The organism is Citrobacter sp. Cpo089 (assembly GCF_030332695.1).
Classification (GTDB): Bacteria; Pseudomonadota; Gammaproteobacteria; order Enterobacterales; family Enterobacteriaceae; genus Citrobacter; species Citrobacter portucalensis.
Genome location: NZ_JAOWHJ010000062.1, coordinates 213906 through 237063, shown reverse-complemented (window position 1 = coordinate 237063; position 23158 = coordinate 213906). Strand labels below are relative to the sequence as shown.

The window sequence follows — 23158 nt, the reverse complement described above, 5'->3', positions numbered from 1 at the left end:
AGATTACCTGTACGACCCAATGCTCCAACCCTCATTGACCCTGTTTGTTACCCTTTGTTTGCCCGTCCGCCACTGGACGGGCTTTTTTTTGCCTATTTTTCCAGCCGTTGACAGAATTCCTGCAACACGGTGTCTGGCATCCCAATTTGCAGTGCCGCCTCACAAATCGCTTGCCAGCTTCCGGCATCCAGCGGAATACCGTGTTCCAGCCGTTCCTCGCGAGTATTCACCTCCCACTCCCCAGGCAACAGGATCGGGGCATCTTCAGCATGCGGGGACGCTTTCACCCACTCAGCAAATGCCGCGACCTGGTTGTCGCAGTCCGACGCGCCGAACAGTTGTGGATTCATAATGATGGTGGTCATACAGTTAATGATGGCGTCCGCGCTGGTCTGCAGGCTCTCTTCATGTGTGGTTTTACCGCCAGAAAGCGCACCGCCCATAATTTCGCACATCGCCGCCAGCGCATACCCCTTGTGCTCGGCAAAGGTCAGCAACGACCCCAGCGGAGAAACCTGCATTACCGCAGGATCGGTAGTGGGCACACCCGCCACATCAATCAGGCATCCTGGAGCCACCGGCTCGCCCTTATGCCATGCCACACGGGTTTTGCCAAACGCGATGGCGCTGGTTGCATAGTCCAGCAACAGTGGGAAGGTATTTTTACGCGGGAATACGACGCAGAAGGGATTGGTGCCAAAACGGCTATCGCGGCCATGAAACGGTGCGACCATCGGGATCCCCACCACATTCACAAAATGCACCGAGACAAAACCTGCTGCCGCACATTGCTCCGCCCAGTAGCCAATACGGCCGATATGGTGCGAATTATGTAATGCCACAGCGGCGATTCCGTACTGACGCGCCTTTTCGATTCCAAGCGTGATTGCCTCGTGCGCCGCCACCTGACCAAACGCGCAGTCGCCGTCAAGCGTAATCACCGCCCCCGCATCTTTTACCACTTTGGCATGACGGTTGATCTGCAGATGCCCCTGCGAGAATGAGCGAATATAGCTTGGGATCATACCGATGCCATGGGAGTCGTGACCGGCGAGGTTAGAGGCTATCAGATGGTCGGCCACCAGCCGCGCCTCCTGATCATTGCTTCCCATCTGATGAAAAACGGCCTGGATAAAGGCGTGCAGCGTTGGCACATGGAAGCGATGTCCACTGTTCATTGTTATCTCCTTTGTGTCGCGTGTTTGTTGTGTTTCTTATTTTTCAACAAACTATGCTGCGCCACGGTGCGCTGGAGGTCAATAAACGTGCAGAAATTTCACATTGCCGAAAAGAGAGAACCGACAGGCCAGGCAACAGGCCCGTCGGGATAACAAATGGTTTAGAAACTTTGCTCGACGCGGGCAAGTCCTTCAGCCAGTGAGGCGGACTCACCGGTTGCCACCAGGCAGCAGGCCATCTGGATTTTCAACGATGCCGGAACAGGCTCGCTGCCAGCCAGACAACGCTCAATCCAGCGCGCGGTGGTTTCCGGGTCTTTTGCTACCGGTAGCGGTACCGGCTCGTCAGGCATCTCGCTCTGTCGGTCTTGTAGCACTCGCACACCGGATGAATCGATCAGGCTTATCTGCGGGCAGCGCTGCGGGTTGGCATACACTTCGCCCTCGGTACCATGCATCAACAGGCCGCGCCCACCGATATCGCCGAAGAACTTCGCCACGCGCGAAACGTATTCCGGGTGGGACACGCTGGAAAGACGCAGCGCGGCATCTTCAGCAAACGGCGTGGCTAATTTAGCCAGCGTGTGCGCACTGTTACGCACACCCATGCGCCAGCGCATCGCCAGCTGTTTCTCCAGCGGAGGGCACAGCGCGCTCACCGGAATAAACACCGGCTCATGACCATCCAGCTTTGCCTGCGCCTGCCCGGCATGCAGCGTTGGCGTAATTCCCATCAGTTCGAAAATGGTTTCAGTCAGCACACGGGTCGGATCCTCGCTGACGCCGTGCACCACCACCGGGAAGCCAAGTTTATGCAATAAAATCGCCAGCAGCGGAGTCAAATTCGCCTGCTTGCGCGCACCATTGTAGCTGGGAATGACAATCGGCATGGGTTTGGCTACCGGCGGAGTCAGGCGAATGGTGTGGTTTTGCATCGCTTCGTAAAAGCCCAGCATCTCCGCTTCACCTTCGCCCTTGATACGTAGCGCAATCAGTACCCCGCCCATCTCGAGGTCAGGTACGTCGCCGTTCATCATATGGGTATACAGTCCGCGAGCGGTATCCTTGTCCAGGTCACGCGCGTGATTTTTTCCTCGCCCAATCTCTTTAATGATTTTGCGGTAATCCATCGATAACTCCTTGCCTGTTGCTCGCATCGTTAACGCCGACGGCGGCGCGTGGGTTTCGCTTTTTCTTTTGGTTTTACTATAACGTCTGGCACAGCAGGTTGCTCTATCGGAAATATGGGTAACGCGTTCAGTAAACGCTTGCCATAGCTTTTGGTCAATAAACGCTTGTCATAAATAACCACTTCTCCCCAGCAGCCATGGCTACGGATGAGTCGCCCAACCTGCTGGATCAAATTGAACGACGCCGCAGGCAGGCTCTGCACCTCGAAGGGGTAGCGGTTCAGGCTTTTCAACCACTCGCCCTCGGTGATCACCACCGGACTGTCGATAGGCGGAAAAGCAATTTTGTGAATATGCACCTGAGTCAGCAGATCGCCTTTCAAGTCCAGACCTTCAGCAAAAGATTGCAGCCCAACCAGCACGCTGCGCTCGCCGTTGGTCACCCGTTTGCGGTGCAACTCCACCAGACGGTAGCGCGGCTGATCGCCCTGCACCAACAACAGCAGGCGCAAATCGGTAACGTGCTCAAGAAAACGCTGCATCGCCCGACCGCTGGCAAAGAGTACCAGCATGCCCTGATGCTTTTTACTCTCCAGCTGTTCACGAAAATAGGCGGCCATTTCCGCGATATGCTGCTCTTCGTTATCAATTAACGGTTCATAGCGCATTTGCGGAATGACGATTTTGCCCTGTTCAACGTGATTAAACGGTGAATCCAGCGCGACAAACCGGTCTCCTGCTTTTTCCTTCAGACCGCTCATCTCCTGCAAACGCGAGAAGCTGTTGAGCGAGCGCAGCGTTGCGGAAGTGACAATAATATGCGGGACGCTACGCCACAGCAGTCGTTCTAGCTGATCGCTCACACGAATCCCCACGCAGTGGAACCAGACGTGGATCTGCCCGTCACGCACCTCGCGCGTCGCCCATTTACTTACCGGTGCACCTGACGACTGCGCGAGCGATGCCAGCCGCCACAGTTTGCTTTGCGCCTCAAACATGCCAAGCGCCCGGTTCATCTGCAAAATAACCCGATGCAGACGCACGATATCGTGAGTGCCGGTTTTTTCGCTGAGATCGTTGAGGAACAGTTCCGCCAGACCGCGCAGCATTTCTGTTAGCTTTGCCAGACGCTGACAAATCTCCATCACTTCCGTAGGCAATTCGCCCATCGCGAAGCGGTGTTCTGCCTCCTGGGTAGCGGGCATATACAGATTAAGAATGTTATTGAGCGATGAAATCAGCTCATACAGCTCCTCACAGTGACCGTTCAGACGCTCGGCATTTGCCAGTGGCGGCGTGGTCTTCGGGCGAAACTGCTCCAGGCAGGTAGCCACTAATTTGCAAAATAGATCCAACTGCAGTCGATACCAGGGAGCGCTGATTTCTGCGCTCATCTCCAGCGCATCGCGCGCGACATCCGGCAAATGGTGGCCTTCATCAAGTACCAGCAGTAGATTTTTCGGCTCCGGCAAAACGGCTTCGCTTTCCATGGCCGCCATTACCAGCGCATGATTAGCCACGACCACTTCAGCTTCCTGAATCTCCCGGCGGGCGACAAAAAAAGGGCATTCACGATAGTAGTGACAGTTACGATTCAGACAGCTGGCTTTATCGGTGCTCAGACGCTGCCAGAGTCCGTCGTCGATAGCGATATCGGTGTGATCGCGCAGCCCGTCCCACTTGTAGCTGTCGAGATCGCCTTTTAGCCTGGCACAGCGCTTTTGTTCTTCCTGGTTGTTGGGCGTCAGGTCATCGTCGAGAAAAGCCAGCAGATCCTGCTGATTGGGTTCAGTGCTGGCCAGCGCCGCTAAGTTACGCGGGCAGACATAGCGTCCGCGACCAAACGCAGCGGTAAAACGCAGGTCGGGGATAATTTTGCGCAGCAGCGGTAAATCTTTGCTGTAGATCTGGTCCTGCAAAGCGACGTTGGCGGTACTGACCACCAGCGTTTTTTGTTCTTCACGCGCGATGGCAATACCGGGAATCAGATACGACAGGGTTTTCCCCACCCCGGTCGGTGCTTCAATCGCCAGATGTCGCCCTTCTTCCCCGGAGAGCGTTTTCGCGACGTCAGCAATCATCTGCCGCTGCGGCGCACGGGGGATAAAGTCGGGGATCTGTTCCTGAAGCGCCTTGTACCAGGCGGCGATTTGCGCTTTTAGCGCAGCCGTAAGTGCCATGAGAAAACCTGAAATACTGTATAAACAGCCACTATTGTGGCACATTTCAGGCGTTGGATGTACCTTTTTCCCCCATTCTGGAAAGCGCTTCGCAGCTCTGGCTTAAATTACCGGATGGCGGCTTACACCTTATCCGGCCTACAGTCAGGTACATTGCAGGCCGAATAAACGTGTCGGTTAATAGTATCCCAGCAGCTTCCACCACAGCATGCCCACTGCAAAAATGATAATCACATTTGCCGTTACCACACAGAGGTTAATTTTGTAAAAACGCGGTCGTTCAAAATAGCCCTGGGCAAAATAAATAGGACCAGGTCCGCCACCATACTCGGTATTCCCCCACATCAGATTACTAAAGATATCGAAGCAAATAGCAACCATCATCGGCGGTGCACCCGCAGCTATCGCCGTGGCCGCGAAAGGAGCATACAGCGCAGCTACGTGCCCGGTAGCCGTAGCAAAGAGATAGTGGACGTAAATGTAAAGGATCCCCAGCACAATAAAGGACTCAATCGCACCAAACCCTTGAATACCGCTGCCTAACTTTATTGTCATCCATTTAATAAAACCCAGATCGGCAAGTCCGGTCGCAAGGCTAATAATGACGCTAAACCAGATAACCGTATCCCAGGCTGCATGGTCATTAAGCAAACTTTTCCAGCTAACAGCACCCGAAGCAAACAGATAAGCAGCCAGCCCCAGCCCGACAGATGTGGCAGACAATCCAGTAATCAAACTGGTGCCCCAGCCAACCAGCGCCAGCACAAAACCAAACGCGACCTTTTTCTCGTTGCTGCTCATCGAACCGAGCTCACCGAGCGCCTGCTTACCCATCGCTTTTGCCTCTGGCGTACGCTTAAGCTCAGGATCCAATAATTTATAGACCAGTAGCGGCATCAGACAGAAACAAACCATCGCAGGGACTACTGCGGAAATAAACCATCCGCCCCAGGTTATCTCCATACCCAATGACGATTTCGCCAGGCTCGCTACCAGCGGATTCGCCGCCATCCCGGTGAGAAATATCGCCCCGGTAATCGGCGTAAACTGGAAGCACACCATGGTTAAGAAATCGCCAATACGTTTGCCCGTTACCCCTGGAGCGGAGCCCAACACATCATTGATGGAACGCGTGATGGGAAAAATTATGCCCCCGGACCGCGCAGTTACTGACGGCATTGCCGGGGCCATAATCAGATCGGAAACCCCCAGTGAGTAAGCAATACCCAGGCTGCTGCCGCCAAAGAGCGATAACATTTTATACGCAATACGTTTCCCCAGTCCTGACGTCACAAACCCCAGAGACAAGACGTAGGCGCAGAAAATGAGCCATACCGTACCGGACGCAAACCCTGACAGCGCCTTTGCCTCTGGTAACGTTTTGGTGAAAATAACCACGCAAAGTGCAATCAACATCACCGCCCCCGAAGGGAGCGGCTGAGTGAGAATGGCGGCAATGGTCGCGGCAAATATCGCGAACATATGCCAGGCCTGAGGCGTTAGACCATCAGGAACAGGATAAAACCAAATGATCGCGCCTATCGCCAGCGGTATCAGGAACGACAGAATGGATTTTCCCGTGACAGAATTCGTTGACATAAAAATATCCTTATTCCGTTAGCCCGAGAGCATTCATTTCCGCGACATGTATCTTGCTAATACCTGATCCACCATCGCCGGTGCCATTCCAAGGTAATTTGCCGGGTCGGTCAGTTTTTCAATCAACTGTGGGTCCAGTCGTTCAGAGACAGATGGCATCGCATTCAGCACATCAGCCAATCGTCCACCTTGTTCGTTGACGATACGACAGGCGTCATACACCACGTCATGTGCATCCTGACGACCAATATACGGAGCCAACCCCATCATGACCGCTTCAGCCACAATCAATCCGTTAGTCATGCCGAGGTTACGTTTCATCGCCTCTTCATCGACCACCAGCCCCGCCAGCATAAAGTTGGCCTGATGCAATGCCCCCGCGCTGAGAACGAAACTTTCCGGGATAGCAATCCATTCGGCATGCCACGGCCCGGTTGCGCGCTCCAGATCTTGCACCATCGCATCAAGCATCAACCCTGCCTGTTGGCGAACACCTTTGGCGCAGGCCAGCATCAGCTCGCTGGAAATAGGGTTGCGTTTCTGCGGCATGGTACTGCTGGCGCCACGCCCTTTAACAAACGGCTCATACAGTTCGCCAAACTCGTTTGCAGCCAGCAGCATTACGTCGTAGGCAATCTTGCCCAGCGACCCGGTAATCACCGCTAACAGGTTCACCGCTTCGGCAAAACCATCACGCGCGACGTGCCAGGTGGATGTTGGGACATTTAGCCCAAGCTCTTCCATCATCGCTTTTTGTACCGCGAGGCCTTTATCCCCCAGTGATGCCAGCGTACCGGCTGCCCCCGCAAATTCGCCGACCAATACACGAGGACGCGCCTGGGTAAGACGTTCCGCGTGGCGTTCAAACATATCCAGCCAGATGGCAGTTTTGTAGCCAAAGGTCACGGGCAAAGCCTGTTGTAAATGGGTTCGCCCGGCCATCGGCGTATCACGGTAGCGGCGTGAAAGATCGGCCAGCGTGGCGCGGAGTTTGTCCATATCGGACTCAATGAGCGCAAAAGCATCACGAATTTGCAGAACCACTGCGGTGTCCATAATGTCCTGAGTGGTGGCCCCCCAATGCACATAACCTCCGGACTCGCCTGCCTGTTTAGAAATCTGGTGCACCAGCGGTAGGATCGGATAACCCACAATTTCGGTTTCATGGCGCAATAAATCAAAATCGAGCGTGTCAGCATTACATTTTTCTGCGATTTCCTGCGCCGCAGCCTCGGGTATCACACCGCAGCGTGCCTGGGCTTTGGCTAATGCCACTTCCACTTCCACGTATTTGCGTACCAGCTCGCGATCGTCAAACACCGCGCGCATCGCCGGTGTGCCGAAAGAATCCCTGAACAGAACAGAATCAAGTACATTCGAAGCCATAAATCCCCCTGGAAAATCTGATAATGATAAGATGCGTGTTTACGGCAGTTTGTTGGATATTCAAATGCCGCCACAATGTCCAGACATAAATAAATGTCCGTACATTTAAATGTACGGACATTTATAGTATTCATAAGAAATGTAGGGAATAGTCCGTACAAATTTTCGTGATAAAGATCACTAATATTTTGATGAAACTGCGATGAAAGAATCTCTGTACAAGCGAATAGCACGTGAACTGGCGCAGCAAATTGCGGTGGGAACCTTTGCCCCCGGTTCGCTGTTTCCTACGGAAATGGAACTGTGTGAAACATGGCAGGTCAGCCGCCACACCATGCGTGAGGCGTTAAGGGAATTAACAGAGCAAGGTCTGATATCACGGCGTAAAGGCGCGGGAACTCGCGTTTGCGAACCTAAGGCTAACGGCGTCAATCACCCGCTATCGCATCTTGAGGATCTGTTGCTGCTGGCCAAAAACAATCTGCGTGTCATCAAGAAAATCGATGAGATTGTGGCGGACATAGAGTTGTCCCAGATGATTGGCTGCCCGCCCGGTTCCCGTTGGCTGCACATTGCCAGCACTCGCGAAGATGCGCAAAACCCCGACGCGCCAATCTGCTGGACGGACAGTTATGCCAGCACGGATTACGCCAAACTGCGTACGTACATCCGTGACGACCCACACTCGTTAATCAGCGATTTGATCGAAACCCATTACGGTATTAAAAGCCATGAGGTGCATCAGACCATTACGGCTGTCGGCGTGCCCAAAAAGGTGGCAAAGATTCTCAATGTAGCACCTGATTCGCCAGCGATGAGAATCGTGCGTCGTTATCTGGACAGGGACGGGAAAGTATTTGAGACGACGATTTCGATTCACCCGGCAGGACGATATACCTGCTCAATCGTGCTGAAATCGCAAAGTTCGGGGGAGTGATTGACCTATCCGGTCTACACAGTGTGTAGGCCGGATAGCGTGTTTATACTGCCATACAGCAAGGTGAATTACTGTGCTGCAGACGGTTTGCGCGGACGGCGCGGTGGACGAGGCTTATCGCCTGCCGGTTTGCCTTCTCCGCTACGCGGTTTCGCTTTTGGCGCACCGCCATCCTGACGACGCGGCTGCTGGCCACGCCCTGCTCCGCCCTGCCCACGACCACCGCCGCCGCCACGCTGCTGGCGACCGTTCTGGATCGGCTCAGCTTTAATGGACGGATCTGGCTCGTAGCCTGGCGTTGCAATACGCGGGATCTCTTTTTTCAGCAACTTCTCGATATCACGCAACAGCTTGTGTTCATCGACGCACACCAGAGACAACGCTTCGCCGGTAGCGGCCGCACGACCGGTACGACCAATGCGGTGCACATAGTCTTCCGGGACGTTTGGCAGCTCGTAGTTCACCACGTGCGGTAACTCTTCAATGTCCAGACCACGTGCGGCAATATCGGTCGCTACCAGCACGCGAATATCACCGGATTTAAAATCAGCCAGCGCACGCGTACGCGCACCCTGAGATTTATTACCGTGGATAGCCGCACTGCGGATGCCGTCTTTATTCAGCTGCTCTGCCAGATGGTTCGCGCCATGTTTGGTACGGGTAAACACCAGCACCTGCTGCCAGTTGCCCTGACCAATCATCTGCGACAGCAGTTCACGTTTACGTTTTTTATCAACGAAATGAACGTGCTGAGTAACCTGCTCTGACGCGGTATTACGACGCGCCACTTCAATTTCCAGCGGGTTGTGCAACAGTTTTTCGGCCAGCGATTTAATGTCATCAGAGAACGTTGCCGAGAACAGCAGGTTCTGACGTTTTGCCGGCAGTTTTGCCAGAACGCGACGAATATCGTGAATAAAGCCCATATCCAGCATGCGGTCAGCTTCATCCAGTACCAGGATCTCAACCTGATCCAGTTTCACCGCATTCTGGTGTTCCAGATCGAGCAAACGACCCGGAGTGGCGATCAGCACATCTACGCCGCCACGCAGCTTCATCATCTGCGGGTTAATACTGACGCCACCGAAGACCACCAGCGAGCGAATATTCAGATACTTACTGTAATCACGGACGTTTTCGCCAATCTGGGCCGCCAGTTCGCGGGTTGGCGTGAGGATCAGCGCACGAACCGGACGACGGCTTTTACCATGCGGCTGATTGGTGATCAGGTGCTGCAACAGCGGCAAGGTAAATCCTGCCGTTTTCCCCGTACCGGTCTGGGCGCTGGCCATCAGATCGCGGCCTTCCAGCACGGCAGGAATAGCCTGCTGCTGAATAGGGGTAGGTTCACGGTAACCCTGCTCGGCAACGGCACGTAAAATTTCAGGGTTTAAACCAAGGGAATCAAAAGACATAACAACTCCGAACCGCCCTGACCGTTACCGGTGTCGTTTTCAGGGAGATACATACAATAGAGATGACAAAAACCACAATGTCATGAAGGGGCGGAGTGTAGCAGTTTTTGTGATGTGCCGCATAAATTATCCCTTCACTGGAAAATAACGCTCCGGACTGGACAAGGCTACACATCAGTCATAATCTTAATCAATCGATTGATTAAGATCAGAGTCGTGCCATGAATACACCCACCATGACAACCAAAGGTGAACAGGCGAAGAACCAGCTCATTGCCGCCGCATTGGCGCAATTCGGCGAGTATGGTCTGCACGCCACGACGCGCGATATAGCTGCACAGGCCGGGCAAAACATTGCGGCTATCACCTACTATTTTGGCTCAAAAGAGGATTTATATCTCGCCTGCGCCCAGTGGATTGCGGATTTTATCGGTGCACAGTTTCGCCCGCACGCTGAAGAGGCCGAGCGTTTATTCGCCCAACCAGAGCCGGACCGTGGCGCGATGCGCGAACTGATCCTGCGCGCCTGCAAAAATATGATCATGCTGTTAACTCAGGACGACACCGTTAACCTGAGCAAATTTATCTCGCGTGAACAGCTTTCCCCCACCGCGGCTTATCAACTGGTGCACGACCAGGTTATCAATCCGCTGCATACACATCTGACGCGCCTGATTGCCGCCTATACGGGCGGCGATGCCAATGATACCCAAATGATTCTGCACACCCACGCCATTCTCGGCGAGGTGCTGGCTTTTCGTCTGGGGAAAGAAACCATTCTGTTGCGTACGGGCTGGTCACAATTTGATGAGGATAAAACCGCGCTGATTGACCAAACGATCACCTGTCACATCGATCTTATTCTGCAAGGTTTAACGCAAAGGAGTCTGGAGTCATGAAAAAACCTGTCGTTCTCGGGCTGGTTATCGCGGCCCTCGTTGCCGTGATTGCCGGTGGAACGTGGTGGTATCAAAGTCGGCAAGATAATGGTTTAACACTGTACGGCAATGTCGATATCCGTAGCGTCAACCTGAGTTTTCGCGTCGGCGGCAGGCTGGCCTCGCTGGCGGTTGACGAAGGCGATGCCATTACCGCCGGTCAGGTGCTGGGTGAACTGGACCGTGCACCGTATGAAAACGCATTGATGCAGGCAAAAGCCAACGTTGCCGCCGCACAGGCACAATACGATCTGATGCTGGCAGGGTATCGCGAAGAAGAGATCGCGCAAACCGCGGCAGCAGTCAAACAGGCGCAGGCCGCCTATGATTACGCGCAGAACTTTTACAATCGGCAGGTCGGATTGTGGAAAAGCCGCACCATTTCTGCCAACGATCTGGAAAACGCCCGTTCATCTCGCGATCAGGCGTTAGCTTCGCTTAAATCCGCACAGGATAAACTCACGCAATATCGCAGCGGTAATCGTGTGCAGGACATCGAGCAGGCGAAAGCCACGCTCGAACAAGCTCAGGCCGAGCTGGCACAGGCAGAGCTTAATTTGCATGACACCACGCTGACCTCGCCGTCTGACGGCACGCTTCTCACCCGTGCGGTTGAACCCGGCAGCATGCTGAACGAAGGGGGCACAGTACTGACGCTGTCGCTCACGCGTCCGGTTTGGGTTCGTGCTTACGTTGACGAACGAAATCTGAGCCAGGCGCAGCCAGGACGTGAGATCCTGCTCTATACCGATGGCCGACCGGACAAACCGTATCACGGCAAAATCGGCTTCGTTTCTCCTACCGCCGAATTTACCCCGAAAACGGTCGAGACTCCTGACCTGCGTACCGACCTGGTTTATCGCCTGCGAATTGTCGTCACCGACGCGGACGATTCGCTGCGCCAGGGAATGCCGGTAACGATTAAGTTTGGCGATGAGGCACGGCATGAATGACGCCATCATTACGCTAAAAGGGCTGACGAAAAACTTTGCCGGAATGGAAAAGCCGGCCGTCGCCCCGCTCGACTGTACCGTTCATGCGGGCTACGTGACCGGACTTGTCGGGCCTGACGGCGCGGGCAAAACCACGCTGATGCGAATGCTGGCGGGATTATTAAAACCTGATGCCGGAAGTGCTGCGGTGATTGGTTTTGACCCCATCAAAGACGACAGCGCGCTGCATGCGGTGCTCGGCTATATGCCGCAGAAATTTGGTCTGTACGAAGATTTAACCGTCATGGAGAACCTCAATCTCTATGCCGACTTACGCAGCGTCACCGGTGAAGCGCGAGAAAAAACCTTTGCCCGGCTCCTGGAATTCACCTCGCTGGGACCATTTACCGGACGACTGGCTGGCAAGCTTTCTGGCGGCATGAAGCAGAAGCTCGGGCTTGCCTGTACGCTGGTTGGCGAACCCAAAGTGTTGCTGCTGGATGAGCCAGGCGTGGGTGTCGACCCTATTTCCCGTCGCGAACTGTGGCAAATGGTCCACGAGCTGGCCGGGGACGGCATGCTGATCCTCTGGAGTACGTCGTATCTGGATGAAGCAGAGCAATGCCGTGATGTGCTGCTGATGAACGAAGGTGAGCTGTTATACCAGGGCGATCCTACTCAGCTTACGCAAACCATGGCGGGTCGCAGCTTCCTGATGAGCAGTCCACAGGAAAACAACCGCCGACTGCTGCAACGCGCGTTAAAACTGCCGCTGGTCAGCGACGGAATGATTCAGGGTAAATCCGTCCGTTTAATCCTGAAAAAAGAGGCTACTGCTCAGCAGATCCAAAACGCTGACGGCATGCCGGAGATAACCATCAACGAAACAGCCCCCCGCTTCGAAGATGCTTTTATCGATTTACTCGGCGGAGCCGGAACATCGGAGTCCCCGCTGGGCGCTATCCTGCATACCGTGGAAGGCACGCCTGGTGAAACGGTGATCGAAGCCAAAGCGTTGACCAAGAAATTTGGCGATTTTGCCGCTACCGACCACGTAGACTTTGCCGTGCAGCGCGGCGAGATTTTTGGTCTGTTAGGCCCTAATGGCGCTGGCAAATCCACCACCTTTAAAATGATGTGCGGCCTGCTGGTCCCCACTTCCGGCAAAGCGCTGGTGCTGGATATGGACCTGAAAGTCAGCTCCGGCAAAGCGCGTCAGCATCTGGGCTATATGGCGCAGAAATTCTCCCTGTACGGTAACCTGACGGTTGAACAGAATCTGCGCTTTTTCTCCGGCGTCTACGGCCTGCGCGGTCGGGCGCAGAAAGAGAAAATCGATCGTATGAGCGAGGCATTTGGCCTGAAGAGTATCGCTTCCCACGCCACCGACGAACTGCCGCTGGGATTTAAGCAGCGTCTGGCGCTGGCCTGCTCGCTGATGCATGAACCCGACATTCTGTTCCTTGATGAACCCACTTCCGGGGTCGATCCCCTTACCCGCCGCGAGTTCTGGTTGCATATCAACAGCATGGTGGAAAAAGGCGTCACGGTGATGGTGACCACCCACTTTATGGATGAGGCGGAATACTGCGATCGCATCGGGTTGGTATATCGCGGCAAGCTGATTGCCAGCGGTACGCCAGACGACCTGAAGGCTCAGGCTGCCGACAGCGACACGCCGGACCCGACCATGGAACAGGCGTTCATCACGCTAATCAATGACTGGGATAAGGAGCATACGCATGAGTAACTCCGCTCTCTCCTGGCGTCGCGTACGTGCGCTTTGCGTGAAAGAGACGCGCCAGATCGTCCGCGATCCCAGCAGTTGGCTGATTGCGGTGGTGATCCCGCTGCTGCTGCTGTTTATCTTCGGCTACGGGATCAACCTCGACTCCAGCAAGCTGCGGGTAGGGATTTTGCTCGAACAGCAGAGTGAAGAGGCGCTGGATTTTACCCATACCATGACCGGTTCGCCGTATATTGACGCCACCATCAGCGATAACCGTCAGGAACTGATTGAGAAAATGCAGGCCGGGCGCATTCGCGGGCTGGTGGTGATCCCGGTGGATTTTGCCCAGCAGATGGCACGACCCAATGACGTGGCACCGATCCAGGTGATCACCGACGGCAGCGAACCCAATACCGCCAACTTTGTGCAGGGTTATGTCGAAGGCATCTGGCAAATCTGGCAGCAACAGCGGGCAGAAGATCGTGGGGAATCGTTCAAACCATTGATCGACGTGCAGACCCGTTACTGGTTTAACCCGGCGGCCATCAGCCAGCACTTTATTATTCCCGGGGCGGTCACCATCATCATGACGGTCATTGGCGCCATCCTCACCTCATTAGTGGTGGCGCGCGAATGGGAGCGCGGCACCATGGAAGCGCTGCTGTCTACCGAAGTCACCCGCGTCGAGCTACTGCTGTGCAAACTGATCCCGTATTACTTTCTGGGCATGCTGGCGATGCTGCTGTGTATGCTGGTGTCGGTGTTTATTCTTGGCGTGCCCTACCGCGGCTCGTTGCTGATCCTGTTTTTCATTACCAGCCTGTTTCTGCTCAGTACGCTGGGTATGGGGTTGCTTATTTCCACCATCACCCGCAACCAGTTTAACGCCGCGCAGGTCGCGCTGAACGCCGCTTTCCTGCCCTCTATTATGCTGTCGGGTTTTATCTTCCAGATAGACAGCATGCCCGCGATTATCCGGGCGGTAACCTACATTATTCCGGCGCGTTATTTCGTCAGCACCCTGCAAAGCCTGTTCCTGGCGGGAAATATTCCGGTGGTGCTGATTATCAACGTGCTGTTTTTAATCGCTTCGGCGGTGATGTTTATTGGCCTGACGTGGCTTAAAACCAAACGTCGGCTGGATTAAATATGTGTATGGATAATTGTAGCCGTAGGCCGGATAAGGCGTTCACGTCGCCATCCGGCATTATGCCTGATGCGCTTTGCTTATCAGGCCTACAAACTGGACTGAGAGGACGGGCATGTTTCATCGCTTATGGACATTAATTCGCAAAGAGCTGCAATCGCTATTACGCGAACCGCAGACGCGAGCCATTCTGATTTTACCGGTGCTGATTCAGGTTATCCTGTTCCCGTTCGCGGCAACGCTGGAAGTCACCAACGCCACTATCGCTATCTATAACGAAGACAACGGTAAACATTCGGTTGAGCTTACCCAGCGCTTCGCCCGCGCCAGCGCTTTTACGCATGTTCTGCTGCTGAAAAGCCCGCAGGAGATCCAGCCCACCATCGACACGCAAAAAGCCCTGCTGTTGGTGCGTTTCCCGGCCAATTTTTCGCGTAATCTGGATACCTTCCAGCAGGCACCCATGCAGATTATCCTAGACGGGCGAAACTCCAACAGCGCGCAAATTGCCGCGAATTACCTGCAGCAAATCGTTAAGGAGTATCAGCAGGAGCTGATGGACGGCAAGCCGAAACCGAACAACAGTGAGCTGGTAGTGCGTAACTGGTACAACCCGAATCTGGATTACAAATGGTTTGTGGTTCCGTCGCTGATCGCCATGATCACCACCATCGGCGTAATGATCGTCACCTCGCTCTCGGTTGCCCGCGAGCGCGAGCAAGGCACGCTGGATCAACTGCTGGTTTCCCCGCTGACCACCTGGCAGATTTTTATCGGTAAAGCGGTGCCCGCGCTAATTGTGGCTACTTTTCAGGCCACCATTGTGCTGGCGATCGGTATCTGGGCTTATCACATTCCGTTTGCCGGTTCATTGGGGCTGTTCTATTTCACAATGGTGATTTACGGGCTGTCGCTGGTTGGCTTTGGTCTGCTGATTTCGTCACTGTGCGCCACCCAGCAGCAGGCGTTTATCGGCGTGTTTGTGTTTATGATGCCGGCGATTTTACTCTCGGGCTACGTCTCACCGGTCGAAAACATGCCGGTCTGGTTGCAGAATCTGACGTGGATAAACCCGATCCGCCATTTTACGGACATCACGAAACAAATTTACCTGAAAGATGCGAGTTTGAAGATTGTCTGGGGAAGCTTGTGGCCGCTGTTGGTGATAGCGGCCACGACCGGATCAGCGGCGTATGCGATGTTTAGACGCAAGGTGATGTAGCTTTTTGTCTTTCGCCAGCAGCGAGACCACGGCGGGTCCGGCAAGGATTACCAGCCCCGCCAGTGCCAGCAAGACGTTGTTTTGCAGCACACGCGACAGCAGCCACAGCACGATCATTGCGGCACCGAAATACCACGTCGTGGTCAACTCTTCCAGCACATCAGCCACGTCGCGCCAGCGCTGTTCGTGGTGACGTTGCAATGCCAGCATCAATAAAACCGTAACGCCGTACACGACGCACAATCCCAGGCCGACATGCACCAGTCTGCCGCTCATCCAGCCCATTACCAGCAACGCCACTACCAGTAAATGCAACACTATCTGCCAGCAACTTAGACCCGTTGCGACACGAACACGTTGTTGCCACCTCATGGCTATTCTCCTGAAGGATTTTCGACTAATTGTTCAGAGTACCGGACTTTACGGAAAATTCCGCAACACCGCATCTTTTTGTGACGACGACTACACTATTTTATTTAGGAAGTGACGCCATCGGGAGGCTCATGAGCGGATCGGGAGTTCAATTTTCATTCAATGTGCTCACCATTAATACTCACAAAGGGTTCACCGCCTTCAACCGGCGTTTTATTTTGCCTGAGCTACGGGAGGCCGTCAGAACGGTTGGTGCAGACATTGTATGTCTGCAGGAAGTCATGGGCGCACACGAAGCGCATTCGCTGCACATTGATAACTGGCCGGATACCAGCCATTACGAATTTCTGGCGGACACCATGTGGAGCGACTTCGCCTACGGGCGTAACGCCGTGTACCCGCAGGGACATCATGGTAATGCGGTGCTGTCGCGGTATCCCATTGAGCATTATGAAAATCGTGATGTGTCAGTCGGCGCGAGTGAAAAGCGCGGAGTCCTTTACTGCCGAATCGTACCGCCAATGCTCTCCCACCCCATCCATGTGATGTGTGTACATCTCGGCCTGCGTGAAGCTCACCGCCAGACCCAGCTCTCTATGCTGGCAGACTGGGTTAACGCCCTACCCAACGCGGAGCCCGTAGTGATTGCCGGAGATTTTAATGACTGGCGGCAAACGGCCAATCGTCCGTTGAAAGCCAAAGCTGGCCTTGACGAGATTTTTACCCGCGCCCACGGCCGCCCGGCGCGAACCTTTCCGGTGCAGTTTCCCCTGCTGCGCCTGGACAGGATCTATGTGAAAAACGCGAATGCCAGTACCCCAACGACGCTGGCGCTGCGTCACTGGCGACATTTGTCAGATCATGCCCCCCTGAGTGCGGAGATTCATTTATGAAATATGGCTGGCGTGAAGGCAATCAAATTCAACTGCTGGAAAATGGCGATCAATTCTACCCCGCCGTCTTTGACGCCATTGAGCAGGCAGAGCAAAAAATTATCCTTGAGACCTTTATCTGGTTTGAAGATGCGGTCGGAAAACGGCTGCATGCCGCGTTGCTCGAAGCCGCCCGGCGAGGCATCAAAGCAGAGGTGCTGCTGGATGGCTACGGTTCGCCGGATCTGAGCGACAGTTTTGTTGAAGAGCTGACCGTAGCCGGCATTGTTTTCCGCTACTACGATCCGCGCCCGCGCCTGTTCGGTATGCGCACCAATCTCTTTCGCCGTATGCATCGAAAAATAGTGGTCATTGATGACCGTGTTGCCTTTGTCGGCGGCATCAATTACTCCGCTGAACATATGTCTGATTACGGCCCGGAGGCCAAACAGGATTACGCCGTGCGCGTTGAAGGTCCAGTCGTAGCCGACATCCTAAGATTCGTGCTGGAAAACTTGCCCGGACAGAGCGCCGTACGACGCTGGTGGCGACGTCATCACCGGGCAATCGACAATCATCGCCCTGGCGAAGCGCAGGCGCTGTTTGTCTGGCGCGATAACGAAGAGCATCGCGATGATATTGAACGCCACTATCTGAAAATGCTGACCCAGGCCCGGCGGGAAGTGATCATTGCCAATGCCTATTTCTTTCCCGGTTATCGTCTGCTGCATGCCCTGCGTAAAGCAGCGCGACGCGGCGTTCGGGTAAAACTCATCGTGCAAGGTGAACCGGATATGCCGATTGTGAAAGTGGGTGCCCGCCTGCTGTACAACTATCTGGTTAAGGGTGGCGTCCATGTCTATGAATACCGCCGTAAACCTCTGCATGGCAAAGTGGCGCTGATGGACGATCACTGGGCGACGGTGGGATCCAGCAATCTTGATCCGCTGAGCCTGTCGCTGAATCTGGAAGCGAATCTGATTATTCATGACCGCACGTTTAACCAGACCCTGCGCGACAACCTGAACCCTATTATTGCGCAGGACTGCAAGCGGGTTGATGAATCCATGCTGCCAAAACGCACCTGGTGGAACCTGACTAAAAGCGTGTTGGCCTTCCACTTTTTACGCCACTTCCCGGCGCTGGTCGGCTGGCTTCCGGCGCATACCCCGCATCTGGCCGAGATAGAGCCGCCCGCGCAGCCCGCTCTGGAAACTCAGGACCGTATACAAACCGAGGATGCAGGAGGGAAAACCTGATGGCAAAAAATCACCGACGCTGGCGGTTAGCGAAAAAGATCCTCACATGGTTATTTTTTATTGCGGTGATCGTGCTGCTGGTTGTTTATGCCAGCAAAGTCAACTGGCAGGAAGTGTGGACGGTAATTCGCGATTACAACCGGATCGCCCTGCTCAGCGCTGTAGGGTTGGTGATCGTCAGTTATTTACTTTACGGCTGTTATGATCTGCTCGGCCGCTACTACTGCGGTCACAAACTGGCAAAACGCCAGGTCATGCTGGTGTCGTTTATCTGTTACGCGTTCAACCTGACGTTAAGCACCTGGGTGGGCGGTATTGGGATGCGTTATCGCCTTTACTCGCGCCTCGGATTGCCGGGGGGCACAATAACGCGGATTTTTTCGCTGAGCATAACCACAAACTGGCTGGGCTATATTCTGCTGGGCGGTTTTATATTTACCTTCGGCGTCGTTGAACTGCCCGCACACTGGTATATCGATGAAGGCACATTGCGCATTTTAGGCATAGCGCTGCTGATGATTATTGTTGTTTATCTGTGGTTTTGCGCTTTCGCTAAACATCGTCACATCACCATCAAGGGCCAAAAGCTGGTGCTACCCTCGTGGAAATTTGCCCTCGCGCAAATGGCGATATCCGGGGCTAACTGGATGGTAATGGGGGCGATTATCTGGTTGTTGCTGGGCCAGAACATCAACTATTTCTTCGTGCTGGGCGTGCTGCTGGTAAGCAGTATTGCCGGGGTGATTGTGCATATTCCGGCGGGGATCGGCGTGCTGGAGGCGGTGTTTATGGCGCTGCTGGCAGGAGAGAATACGTCTCAAGGCACGATCATTGCTGCCCTGCTCGCGTATCGCGTGCTGTACTATTTTATTCCGCTACTGCTGGCGCTGATGTGTTATTTGCTGTTGGAGAGTCGGGCGAAAAAGCTACGGGCAAAGAACGAGAAGGCGATGGCGAAATGATGGTGCATATAGTGCCGGATGCGGCCTACCGCCTGGTATCAAAAGTAGGCCGGATAAGGCGTTAAGCCGCATCCGGCAACAGACAATTAACGACGATTGCCGAAAATACGCAGCAGCATCAGGAACAGGTTGATGAAGTCCAGATACAGCGTTAAGGCTCCAAGAATTGCGTATTTACGCAGATTGGAGCTGTCGCGCAGGTCGATCTGTTCACCGATATTTTTCAGCTTCTGTGTGTCATAGGCGGTTAGACCGACAAACACAATCACCCCGATATAGGTCACCGCCCACATCAGCGCTTCGCTCTTCAGCCAGAAGTTAACCAGTGAGGCCAGCACAATACCGATCAGCGCCATAAACAGCATATTGCCGAAGCCGCTCAGATCGCGCTTGGTGGTGTAGCCATACAAGCTCATGATCCCGAACATCCCACCAGTAACCACGAAGGTGCTGGCGATAGACGAGTAGGTATAGACGATAAAAATGCTTGATAGCGTCAACCCGGTTAATGCCGAATAGAGCATAAACAGCGTGGTCGCCATACCCGCGCTCAGCCTTTGCACCATGCCGGACAGGACAAACACCAGCGCAAGTTGAGCGATGATCAGGCCAAAGAAGGTGATTTTGCTGGAGAAGACAAACATCATCACCGCGGGCGTATTTGCCGCATACCAGGCGATAAACGCCGTCAGCAACAGTCCGCAGGTCATCCAGCCGTACACCTGCGCCATATACGTTTGCAGACCGGAACGGGCCTGTACAATAGAATCGGATCGTGGGAATCGGTCCATGACAATCTCCTGAATCAGTATGAGCCTACAACAATTGTACTCTACCAGCGTTTTGCTGCTAGCTTATCGCTGTCGCGGGCATCAACCCAGCGCTCACCTTCCGGCGTAGCCTCGCGTTTCCAGAACGGCGCGCGGGTTTTCAGGTAATCCATAATGAACTGCCCGGCATCAAATGCGCTGCTGCGATGCGCACTGGTCACGCCAACAAACACGATTTCGTCACCCGGCCACAGTTCGCCAATGCGATGAATCACCGTCACCCGACCCAGTGGCCAGCGCGAACGCGCTTCGTCGACAATCTCCGCCAGCGCTTTTTCGGTCATTCCCGGATAGTGTTCCAGCGTTAACGCCTGCACGCTGTCACCGAGATTGTGATTGCGCACTTTACCGGTGAAAGTGACGACCGCGCCGTCTTCATCGCGCTCTGCCAGCCAGGGATACTCATCCCCGACGCTGAACGGCGCATGGCCAACAACAATTCGCGTTTGAGCCATTTTAGCCTCCGGTTACCGGCGGGAAGAAAGCGACTTCATCACCCGCGTTAAGAGGATGGTCAAAACTGACCAGCGTCTGATTCACCGCCGCCAGCAGCTTGCCGTCTTCCAGCGCCAGCGCCCAGCGATCGCTTTGCGCCGCCAGATGCTTGCGCAGCGCTTCTACCGTTGCAAACTCGACGGCAACTTCTAACGCATCGGTGTTCACCAGTTCCCGTACCTGAGCAAAGAAAAGAACCTTAATCATGCGCATCCACCTTAAAATCACCCGATTTGCCGCCGCTTTTTGCCAGCAGACGCACCGGACCAATCACCATATCCTTTTGTACCGCTTTGCACATATCGTAGATGGTCAATGCCGCCACGGAGGCTGCCGTTAACGCTTCCATTTCAACGCCGGTTTTACCGGTCAGGCGACACAGCGTTTCAATACGTACGCGATTGTGCTCCGGCTCGGCGTGCAAATTGACTTCGACCTTGCTCAACATCAGCGGGTGACACAGTGGGATAAGATCCCAGGTGCGTTTGGCAGCCTGAATACCGGCAATACGCGCCGTGGCGAAAACGTCACCTTTATGGTGGCTGCCGTCGATGATCATCGCCAGCGTTTCGCTATGCATGGTTACGAATGCTTCTGCACGCGCCTCGCGTACGGTTTCCGCTTTGGCGGATACATCCACCATATGCGCTTCGCCAGCGGCGTTAATATGAGTCAGTTGCGACATACTTATTTCTTCAAATGTGGGTGGAAATTACACGGACGCGTACGGGCATCAAGCTGCGGCGCAATGATATTTTCCCATGCGGTACGACACGCTTTCGTCGAACCCGGCATGGCAAAAATCAGCGTTTTATTGGCCACCCCGGCAATCGCCCGGGATTGCAGCGTCGCGGTGCCAATCTCTTCAAACGACAGCATACGGAAGACTTCGCCAAACCCTTCAACTTCTCTGTCGAACAGCGGTTGCAGCGCTTCCGGCGCCTGGTCCCCTTCGGTTAAGCCAGTGCCACCGGTAATGAGCACCACCTGTACATCGTCACTGGCAATCCAGGCAGAAACCTGGGCGCGGATGGCGTAGCGGTTCTCTTTGACAATCGCCTTATCGACAATCTGATGACCCGCTTCTTGCGCCGAGTCACGCAGATAATGGCCGGAGGTGTCATCTTCTTCGCCGCGACGGTTGGAAACAGTAAGAATAGCAATGCGTGTCGGGATAAATTCAGCGCTTACCTGACTCATGAAAAACTCCTTTTAGCGATCAGCCGCCAATGTAAGATAAGTTTTGCGTAATACCGGTATTGTTCTGATGCAGGAAATGGGTCTGCTTTTTCTCCAGCAGCGCGGCTGAAATACGTTCTTCCAGCGCCGGTTGCTGAGCATCGTCTTCCAGCAAATCACGCAGGCTTACGCCACCTTCACCAAATAAACACAGATGAAGCTTGCCGACAGAGGAAACGCGCAGACGATTACAGGTGGCGCAGAAGTCTTTCTCATAAGGCATGATCAGACCAATTTCGCCAACATAATCAGGATGACAGAATACCTGAGCCGGGCCGTCGCTACGCTGTCGGATCTGGTGGATCCAGCCGCGACGCAGCAGCTCATCGCGCAGTACCTGTCCGGAAATATGGTGTTTACGGAAGAGAGAGCTGCCCTCGCCCGTTTCCATCAGTTCAATAAAACGCAGTTGGATTGGTCGAGGTTGGATCCACGCCAGGAAGGTGTCCAGTTGATGATGGTTTACGTCGCGCATCAGCACGGTGTTGACTTTCACTTTTTCAAAACCGGCATCAAAGGCGGCATCAATGCCTGCCATCACCTGCTGAAACTTGTCCTGTCCGGTAATGGCGTGAAACTGACGGGCATCGAGGCTGTCGACGCTGACGTTGAGCGCGGTCAGTCCGGCATCGCGCCAGGCGGCGGCATCGCGCGCCAGACGATAACCATTGGTGGTTACCGCAATCTGGCGGATGGCGTCGTTTTCGCGCACGGCGGCGATGATGTCAGTGAAGTCGCGACGCAGTGAAGGTTCGCCCCCCGTCAGACGCACTTTTTCCGTTCCCAGACTGGCGAACGCACGCGTGACGCGGCGAATTTCATCAACGGTCAAAAAGCCGTTATTGGTGACCCCGCCGGGCTTATAGCCATCCGGCAGGCAGTAGGTGCAACGAAAGTTACACACATCGGTAATCGACAAACGTAAGTAGTAAAACTTACGTGCGAAAGCATCGGTAAGTTGAGAGCCCATGTACACCTTTCCAAATACGGGAGACGTAGTCATTTCTTCCTGCGCCCTGGTGACAAACTTTTTCAAGTCTTGTCACGGCCAAAGCACCGTATCATTTGACCCAGGTGCAGAGGCTAGAGTGTTTATACTCATCATACTTCGAGTTGCAGATGCGTTGGCTTTCGGCAACTCAAATTATTAAAAGTACTTTGTGGTTATGCCGATACTAGCGTGTAAATGACGCTTTTGCCATGTACACTTTCGCTGTATAAATACATACATAACGACATGATCGTGCAATTTCGCTACAGAATAAGCAAAAACTACAGTTTTGCATTGATATACATCATCTTGCTATCAGGTGGGTGTCGTCAGAAAGGAGTAGAT

The 23158-nt window shown here is 54.1% G+C and carries 22 protein-coding genes and 1 riboswitch; of the genes, 9 read left to right on the top strand and 13 right to left on the bottom strand.

Going from position 1 to position 23158, the window contains the following annotated elements:
* Window positions 1-92 precede the first annotated feature (92 nt).
* From OGX92_RS14565 to OGX92_RS14545, 5 genes are all read right to left on the bottom strand, one after another.
* A complete protein-coding gene (locus OGX92_RS14565) occupies window positions 93-1178 on the bottom strand; it encodes a malate/lactate/ureidoglycolate dehydrogenase (protein WP_284961779.1) in 1086 nt (361 codons plus the stop codon).
* A gap of 161 nt (window positions 1179-1339) precedes the next feature.
* On the bottom strand, window positions 1340-2308 hold the full coding sequence (ybiB, locus tag OGX92_RS14560; RefSeq protein ID WP_048226020.1) for a DNA-binding protein YbiB: 969 nt from the start codon (window positions 2306-2308) through the stop codon (window positions 1340-1342).
* A 29-nt stretch (window positions 2309-2337) separates the two neighbouring features.
* Entirely contained in the window at window positions 2338-4488 is a 2151-nt protein-coding gene (gene dinG / locus OGX92_RS14555) for an ATP-dependent DNA helicase DinG (RefSeq protein WP_071445151.1), read from the bottom strand.
* A gap of 177 nt (window positions 4489-4665) precedes the next feature.
* Window positions 4666-6087 (bottom strand): DASS family sodium-coupled anion symporter, encoded by a 1422-nt coding sequence (locus OGX92_RS14550; RefSeq protein ID WP_286586704.1) that lies wholly within the window; start codon window positions 6085-6087, stop codon window positions 4666-4668.
* 33 nt (window positions 6088-6120) lie between these two features.
* A complete protein-coding gene (locus tag OGX92_RS14545) occupies window positions 6121-7473 on the bottom strand; it encodes a class-II fumarase/aspartase family protein (protein ID WP_003831555.1) in 1353 nt (450 codons plus the stop codon).
* Between the two features lie 202 nt (window positions 7474-7675).
* Here OGX92_RS14545 and OGX92_RS14540 point away from each other — a divergent pair, with 202 nt between their 5' ends.
* Window positions 7676-8410, top strand: a complete 735-nt coding sequence (locus tag OGX92_RS14540; protein ID WP_003831553.1) for a GntR family transcriptional regulator — start codon at window positions 7676-7678, stop codon at window positions 8408-8410.
* Between the two features lie 68 nt (window positions 8411-8478).
* On the opposite strand, the gene rhlE is transcribed toward OGX92_RS14540, so the two are convergent.
* On the bottom strand, window positions 8479-9825 hold the full coding sequence (gene rhlE, locus OGX92_RS14535; RefSeq protein ID WP_003831551.1) for an ATP-dependent RNA helicase RhlE: 1347 nt from the start codon (window positions 9823-9825) through the stop codon (window positions 8479-8481).
* A 221-nt stretch (window positions 9826-10046) separates the two neighbouring features.
* Here rhlE and cecR point away from each other — a divergent pair, with 221 nt between their 5' ends.
* The 5 genes from cecR (at window position 10047) to OGX92_RS14510 (ending at window position 15793) form a co-directional block, all read left to right on the top strand.
* Window positions 10047-10724, top strand: a complete 678-nt coding sequence (gene cecR / locus OGX92_RS14530; RefSeq protein ID WP_003831550.1) for a transcriptional regulator CecR — start codon at window positions 10047-10049, stop codon at window positions 10722-10724.
* A complete protein-coding gene (hlyD, locus tag OGX92_RS14525; RefSeq protein ID WP_003831548.1) occupies window positions 10721-11716 on the top strand; it encodes a secretion protein HlyD in 996 nt (331 codons plus the stop codon). Before cecR ends, hlyD begins: the two co-directional genes overlap by 4 nt.
* Window positions 11709-13445, top strand: coding sequence for an ATP-binding cassette domain-containing protein (locus OGX92_RS14520; protein WP_286586701.1), 1737 nt, complete (start codon window positions 11709-11711; stop codon window positions 13443-13445). The genes hlyD and OGX92_RS14520 overlap by 8 nt, the downstream gene beginning before the upstream one ends.
* Complete coding sequence (locus OGX92_RS14515) at window positions 13438-14571, top strand: ABC transporter permease (protein ID WP_003831545.1); 1134 nt, start codon at window positions 13438-13440, stop codon at window positions 14569-14571. Before OGX92_RS14520 ends, OGX92_RS14515 begins: the two co-directional genes overlap by 8 nt.
* Before the next feature lie 115 nt (window positions 14572-14686).
* Window positions 14687-15793, top strand: coding sequence for an ABC transporter permease (locus OGX92_RS14510; RefSeq protein WP_003831543.1), 1107 nt, complete (start codon window positions 14687-14689; stop codon window positions 15791-15793).
* Here OGX92_RS14510 and OGX92_RS14505 read toward each other — a convergent pair.
* Complete coding sequence (locus OGX92_RS14505; RefSeq protein WP_003831542.1) at window positions 15755-16165, bottom strand: YbhQ family protein; 411 nt, start codon at window positions 16163-16165, stop codon at window positions 15755-15757. The genes OGX92_RS14510 and OGX92_RS14505 overlap by 39 nt on opposite strands.
* A gap of 131 nt (window positions 16166-16296) precedes the next feature.
* On the opposite strand from OGX92_RS14505, the gene OGX92_RS14500 reads away from it, so the two are divergent.
* From OGX92_RS14500 to OGX92_RS14490, 3 genes are read left to right on the top strand one after another with little or no spacing between them, the layout of a single operon-like run.
* Window positions 16297-17058, top strand: coding sequence for an endonuclease/exonuclease/phosphatase family protein (locus tag OGX92_RS14500; RefSeq protein WP_126318751.1), 762 nt, complete (start codon window positions 16297-16299; stop codon window positions 17056-17058).
* On the top strand, window positions 17055-18296 hold the full coding sequence (clsB, locus tag OGX92_RS14495) for a cardiolipin synthase ClsB (protein WP_003831540.1): 1242 nt from the start codon (window positions 17055-17057) through the stop codon (window positions 18294-18296). The genes OGX92_RS14500 and clsB overlap by 4 nt, the downstream gene beginning before the upstream one ends.
* Window positions 18296-19258: a lysylphosphatidylglycerol synthase domain-containing protein gene (locus tag OGX92_RS14490; RefSeq protein ID WP_126318755.1), complete on the top strand. Its 963-nt coding sequence runs from the start codon at window positions 18296-18298 to the stop codon at window positions 19256-19258. The genes clsB and OGX92_RS14490 overlap by 1 nt, the downstream gene beginning before the upstream one ends.
* 86 nt (window positions 19259-19344) lie before the next feature.
* Here the strand turns inward: OGX92_RS14490 and OGX92_RS14485 are convergent, their stop codons facing one another.
* The 6 genes from OGX92_RS14485 to moaA all read right to left on the bottom strand — a co-directional run bounded on the left by OGX92_RS14485 (window position 19345) and on the right by moaA (window position 22792).
* On the bottom strand, window positions 19345-20049 hold the full coding sequence (locus OGX92_RS14485) for a Bax inhibitor-1/YccA family protein (RefSeq protein WP_003831536.1): 705 nt from the start codon (window positions 20047-20049) through the stop codon (window positions 19345-19347).
* A gap of 41 nt (window positions 20050-20090) precedes the next feature.
* Window positions 20091-20543: a molybdopterin synthase catalytic subunit MoaE gene (gene moaE / locus OGX92_RS14480; RefSeq protein WP_003831533.1), complete on the bottom strand. Its 453-nt coding sequence runs from the start codon at window positions 20541-20543 to the stop codon at window positions 20091-20093.
* A 1-nt stretch (window position 20544) separates the two neighbouring features.
* On the bottom strand, window positions 20545-20790 hold the full coding sequence (gene moaD / locus OGX92_RS14475; protein ID WP_267385244.1) for a molybdopterin synthase sulfur carrier subunit: 246 nt from the start codon (window positions 20788-20790) through the stop codon (window positions 20545-20547).
* Window positions 20783-21268, bottom strand: coding sequence for a cyclic pyranopterin monophosphate synthase MoaC (gene moaC, locus OGX92_RS14470; RefSeq protein WP_003831529.1), 486 nt, complete (start codon window positions 21266-21268; stop codon window positions 20783-20785). Before moaC ends, moaD begins: the two co-directional genes overlap by 8 nt.
* Before the next feature lie 2 nt (window positions 21269-21270).
* The gene (gene moaB, locus OGX92_RS14465) at window positions 21271-21783 is read right to left on the bottom strand and encodes a molybdenum cofactor biosynthesis protein B (RefSeq protein WP_003035187.1); all 513 of its coding nucleotides are present in this window, start codon (window positions 21781-21783) and stop codon (window positions 21271-21273) included.
* A 19-nt stretch (window positions 21784-21802) separates the two neighbouring features.
* Window positions 21803-22792: a GTP 3',8-cyclase MoaA gene (moaA, locus tag OGX92_RS14460; RefSeq protein ID WP_032934386.1), complete on the bottom strand. Its 990-nt coding sequence runs from the start codon at window positions 22790-22792 to the stop codon at window positions 21803-21805.
* A riboswitch (molybdenum cofactor riboswitch) is annotated at window positions 22780-22925 on the bottom strand. It overlaps the preceding gene by 13 nt.
* Window positions 22926-23158 lie beyond the last annotated feature (233 nt).